The sequence below is a fragment of the Mesorhizobium sp. M7A.F.Ca.US.006.01.1.1 genome, assembly GCF_003997935.1.
In the GTDB taxonomy this organism is placed as follows: Bacteria; Pseudomonadota; Alphaproteobacteria; order Rhizobiales; family Rhizobiaceae; genus Mesorhizobium.
In genome coordinates this window covers 1-4,735 of record NZ_RZQL01000373.1, presented here as the reverse complement: position 1 = coordinate 4,735, position 4,735 = coordinate 1, and the positions used below count along the sequence as shown (strand labels likewise).

The window sequence follows — 4,735 nt, the reverse complement described above, 5'->3', positions numbered from 1 at the left end:
GGCACCTGGGGCAGGCCAAGCTGGCGCGGCGCCTCGACAATCCCGGAATGGGCAAAGCGAGCCGTTCGCAGCGTCAGTGCGACACCGGCGTTCACGGCTGTGCGCAGGCCGGCCAGACTGGCGCTGCCGGCAGCAATGCGGTAGCGGCGGCCGGCGGCATCGAGTGCGGCAAGTGCCGCTTCGCGAAAACCGCAATATGGATCGAGCAGCGCCAGCGGCAGTTCCTCCTGCCGCGTGGCCAGCCCCTTTTGTGAGCATAGCCATATCATCGGCTCGCGCAGCACGCCGACTTCGTCCGGCGCTGCCGTCTGGCGCATGACGATCGCCAGATCGAGGCCGCCAGACTGCAGCGCCTGCGCCAACTCGGCGGAACGGCCGACCCGCAGTTCGATCCTGACGCGCGGATGGCTGCCGGCGAAAGCACGCAGCAGATCCGGCAGGCCGCTGTCGGCAAAATCCTGCGTCGTGCCGATGGCAACGCGCCCGGCAGCGCGGGCGCCCTTCAGCGCCAGCCAAGCCTCGCGATGGGCGGCAAGAATGCGCTTGGCGTGGCCGACGAGATCCTCACCCGCCGGCGTCAGACCACGTCCTCGCCCTTGCGCCGCCAGCAGCGGCTCGCCGACGATTTCCTCCAGCCGCTGCATCTGGGCGGTCACCGCCGAGGGCGAGCGGCCGATGCTTGCAGCCGCCCGGGCCAGCGAGCCGCTGTCGACGAAAGCAAGGAAGGTTCGGAGCAGATCGGGATCCAGTGTTTCCATACTTCGATAATATCGAAGTATGGGTTAAAAACAATTCGATTTTTTTGACTAAAAGGTGGTGGCATGGTTGTTTCAACGGCGATCGGACGCCGCTCAAGCCAAGGAGAAGAAGAATGCCTATCATCAACATCAGCGTCACCGGCAAACCTGACGCGGCGCTTTCCGCTCGCATCGCAAAGGAGGCCACAGAAATCACCGCGACGCAGCTGCGCAAGGACCCGACGATCACGGCAGTTGCCGTGTCCTATGTCGATCCGCAGCACTGGTTCGCCGGCGGCAAGTCGCTGGCCGAGCACGGCACCAACACGTTCTGGCTTGATATCAAGGTGGTCGACGGCACCAACACCAAGCTTGAGCTGGAAGCCTATCTGAAGGCGATCTTCGCAGCCTTCGGCCGTCTGCTGGGCGGCGTGCATGAGGAGAGCTACGCCTTCGTGCATGAAGTGCCGGCCGCCGCTTACGGCTATGGCGGCAAGACGCAGGAATTTCGTTTCATCAGTGGACGGCTGCAGGCGGCGTGAGAAGCAGCTTCCCGCACCAAGGGAAGCAAAAGCTCCGCATTGACCTTGCTCCCACATCGTCTAGGTTCTGGCCGACACGGCCGCAAAGAGCCGAGATGCTAAAAACGTTGGGAGAGACGCGGCATGGTCCTGACACTGGCGCTGCTTGCGGGTCTTGTTCTGGCCTGGCTGCTGATCGGCGTGGCGGAAAAATTCCGCCTCGGCCTGCGCTTCACCCAGGCGCTGCTCTATGTGCCGTTCAAGCTCGCCTACCGGATCGGAGACAGCCGCATCAGGATCGCCCGCAAGGCGCAGGCCCCGGTCATCTACGTCATCTCGCATCAATCGCGCTTCGAGCCGGCGTTGATGCTGTCGCTGCTGCCGGAAGACACGCTGCATATTCTCGATGAGGTCTCGGCGCGCTCGCCGTGGCTCGAACCTTGGCGTGAGCTTGGCCGTACCATCGCCTTCAACGCCGAACATGTCTTCGTCAGCCGCCGGTTAGTGCGGGTGCTGAAGGGCAAGGGCCGGCTCGCTGTCTATCTGCCGGATGCGGTCGAGCCTGACGTCAAGACGTTTCGGTTGTTTCGTGCCGTCACCCGCATCGCCATGCAGGCCGATGCCAAAATCGTGCCGATCTTTGTCGGCGGTGCGCGCAGCCTGCCGGTGTCGCTGACGCCTTCGGACAAGGCGCCACGACACTGGTTTCCGCAACTGTCGATCAGCGTGCTGGAGCCGATGACCATCGCCGAACTGGTGGCGCGCAACCCCGAGCAGGCCTCGAACACCAACGCGCTGTTCGACCGTGTCGCCGAGGCGCGGCTCTTCGGCACTAACCTCGATCGTGGCCTGTTCCTGGCCATGCGCGATGCCGCCGACCGCGTCGGCGCTTCGCATACCATCATCGAGGACGTGATCTCCGGTGCGCTGAGCTACCGCAAGTTGTTCATCGGCGCCCGCGTCCTGGGCAGGCGCTTCGAGGCGGTGACGGCTCCGAGCGAGGCGGTCGGCGTGATGCTGCCCAATGCCAACGGCGTCGTGCTATCGCTCACCGGCCTTCTATCGGCCGGCCGGGTGGCGGCGATGATCAACTATACGGCCGGGCCGGCGAGCGTCACTGCGGCCGTGCGCACGGCGGTGATAAGGACCGTGATTTCGTCCCGCGCGTTCGTCGAGAAGGCCGACCTTGCCGATATCGTCGCGGCGGTCGAAAAGGGTGGTGCCAGGCTGCTTTGGCTGGAGGATGTGCGGGAGAGCGTCACCGCGCTCGACAAGCTTGCCGCCGCCTTGCTGTGGCGCTGGCCACTGCAGCGGCAGGATGCGGCCAAGCCGGCCGTGATTCTGTTTACCTCGGGTTCGGAAGGCACGCCGAAGGCGGTCGTGCTGTCGCACAAGAACCTTTACGCCAACGCCATGCAGGCCGAGGCGCGGATCACCATCTCGCCTGCCGACATCCTGCTCAACGTGCTGCCGGTGTTCCACTCCTTCGGCCTGACGGGCGGCACCATCCTGCCGCTGGTCACCGGGGTAAAGCTGTTCCTCTACCCCTCGCCGCTGCACTACAAGATCATCCCCGAGGTGGCGCGCAAGGTGAAGCCGACCATCATGTTCGGCACCGATACGTTCCTCGCCAACTATGCGCGCACCGCCAAGGACGGCGATTTTTCCAGCCTGCGCTTCGTCGTCGCCGGCGCCGAGGCGGTGAAGCCGGAAACTCGCCGCGTCTACCGCGAACGCTTCCAGGCCGAGATCATCGAAGGGTTTGGGCTGACCGAGGCAGCACCGGTGGTTGCCGTCAACACCGCCATCCATGGCCGCGACGGCACGGTCGGCCGGCTGCTGCCGGCCATGCGCATGAAGCTAGAGCCGATCGAAGGCATTTCCGACGCCGGCCAATTGTGGCTCGACGGACCGAACCTGATGATGGGCTACATGACATCGGACCGTCCCGGCGAGTTGCAGCCGCTGACCGGCTGGCACGACACCGGCGACATCGTTGCCGTCGACCGCGAAGGCTTCATCACCATTCGCGGACGCGCCAAGCGCTTCGCCAAGATCGCTGGCGAGATGGTGTCGCTGGGTGCGGTCGAGATGCTGGTGCAGTCGCTGTGGCCGGAAGAACGCCATGCGGCGGTAGCGGTGCCGGACAAGAGGCGCGGCGAGCGCATCGTGCTGGTCACCACCGCCGACGATGCCAATCCCGACGAGTTGCGCAAATTCGGCAAACAGGCCGGTGCGGCCGAACTGATGGTGCCCAACGACATCGTCAAGGTCGAGGAAATCCCGGTGCTGGGGTCCGGCAAGACCGACTATGTGTCGACGAGGAAACTGGCGATCGACAGGCTGGGGCTCGGCCTCGCGGCCTGAGTCAAATCAAGCACTTCCGACGACCTTCTACCCGATATCCGAAGGCGGCACCTTCTCGCCCTCCAGCTTGGCGCGCTTCGAATAGGCGCGCACGCTGAACGGCAGGAAGATCAGGTAGCCGGCAACCGAAGCGGTCAGTGTGTACCAGGGGTAGGTCATCAGCAGGAGTACGTAGAGCACGACACCCAGGATGATCGGCAACACCCTGTCGCCCGGGATTTTCAGGCTCTTGCCGGAATAGACAGGCAGCCGGCTGACCAGCAGGAACGCGACCAGGATGGTGAAGCCGGTGGCGACGAAGGCCGCTGGACGGCTGGGCTCCAGACCTGTGCGCAGGAAATAGAGATAAAGCGGCAGCATCACCAGCACTGCGCCAGCCGGCGCCGGAACGCCGACGAAATATTCGGACTGCCATATGGGGCGATCGGCCTTCTCGTCATCGAGCACGTTGAAACGGGCGAGGCGCAGCCCGCAGGCGATGGCGAACAGCAGTGCCGCGATCCAGCCCGGCGAGCCGGCGCGGTCGAGCAGGAAGGCATAGAGCACCAGGGCCGGGGCCACGCCGAAATTGACGATGTCGGCCAGCGAATCCATCTGAGCGCCGAATTTGGAGGTCGCCTTCAACATCCGCGCCAGGCGGCCGTCAATGCCGTCGAGGAAGGCTGCAAGCAGCACCATCACCACCGCCGGCTCGAAGCGGCCTTCGAAGCCGAAGCGGATGCCCGACAGGCCGGCGCAAATGGCGAGCACGGTGACCAGATTGGGCAGCACCATGCGCATCGGGATTTCGCGGATGCGCGGACCGCCGCTGGCATGGGCCTCGAACTTTTTGTATTGCGTGCCCACCGGTCAGGAAACCCGAACAAGAGGCGTGCCGGCAACACCGCCGAATTCAGCCAGCACGGTTTCGCCGCCGACCGCCGTCTGGCCGACGGCAACGCGCGGCGTGGCGGTCAGGGGCAGGAACACATCGACGCGTGAGCCGAAACGGATCAGGCCAAAACGCTCGCCAGTGCCGATCGAGCCGCCGGCCTCGGCCCAGCAGACGATGCGGCGCGCCACCAGGCCGGCGATCTGGACGGCCACGACCGTGCCATTGGGGCTCTCGAT

5 protein-coding genes are annotated in these 4,735 nt (G+C 64.9%); 2 read left to right on the top strand and 3 right to left on the bottom strand.

From position 1 onward, the window contains the following. Positions 1-758: LysR substrate-binding domain-containing protein (locus EN943_RS35085; protein ID WP_127416388.1), on the bottom strand; the 758-nt coding region annotated here is incomplete at its 3' end. A gap of 113 nt (positions 759-871) precedes the next feature. Between EN943_RS35085 and EN943_RS35080 the strand changes: the two genes are divergently transcribed. Then, the gene (locus tag EN943_RS35080) at positions 872-1,279 is read left to right on the top strand and encodes a 4-oxalocrotonate tautomerase family protein (protein WP_013532540.1); all 408 of its coding nucleotides are present in this window, start codon (positions 872-874) and stop codon (positions 1,277-1,279) included. Positions 1,280-1,402: 123 nt separating this feature from the next. Continuing rightward, positions 1,403-3,625, top strand: a complete 2,223-nt coding sequence (locus EN943_RS35075; RefSeq protein WP_127416387.1) for an AMP-binding protein — start codon at positions 1,403-1,405, stop codon at positions 3,623-3,625. Positions 3,626-3,652: 27 nt separating this feature from the next. Here the strand turns inward: EN943_RS35075 and EN943_RS35070 are convergent, their stop codons facing one another. Together EN943_RS35070 and EN943_RS35065 are read right to left on the bottom strand one after the other, a co-directional pair. Continuing rightward, positions 3,653-4,399 (bottom strand): phosphatidylcholine/phosphatidylserine synthase, encoded by a 747-nt coding sequence (locus EN943_RS35070; RefSeq protein ID WP_224621703.1) that lies wholly within the window; start codon positions 4,397-4,399, stop codon positions 3,653-3,655. A 75-nt stretch (positions 4,400-4,474) separates the two neighbouring features. Beyond that, positions 4,475-4,735: phosphatidylserine decarboxylase (locus EN943_RS35065; protein WP_206522874.1), on the bottom strand; the 261-nt coding region annotated here is incomplete at its 5' end.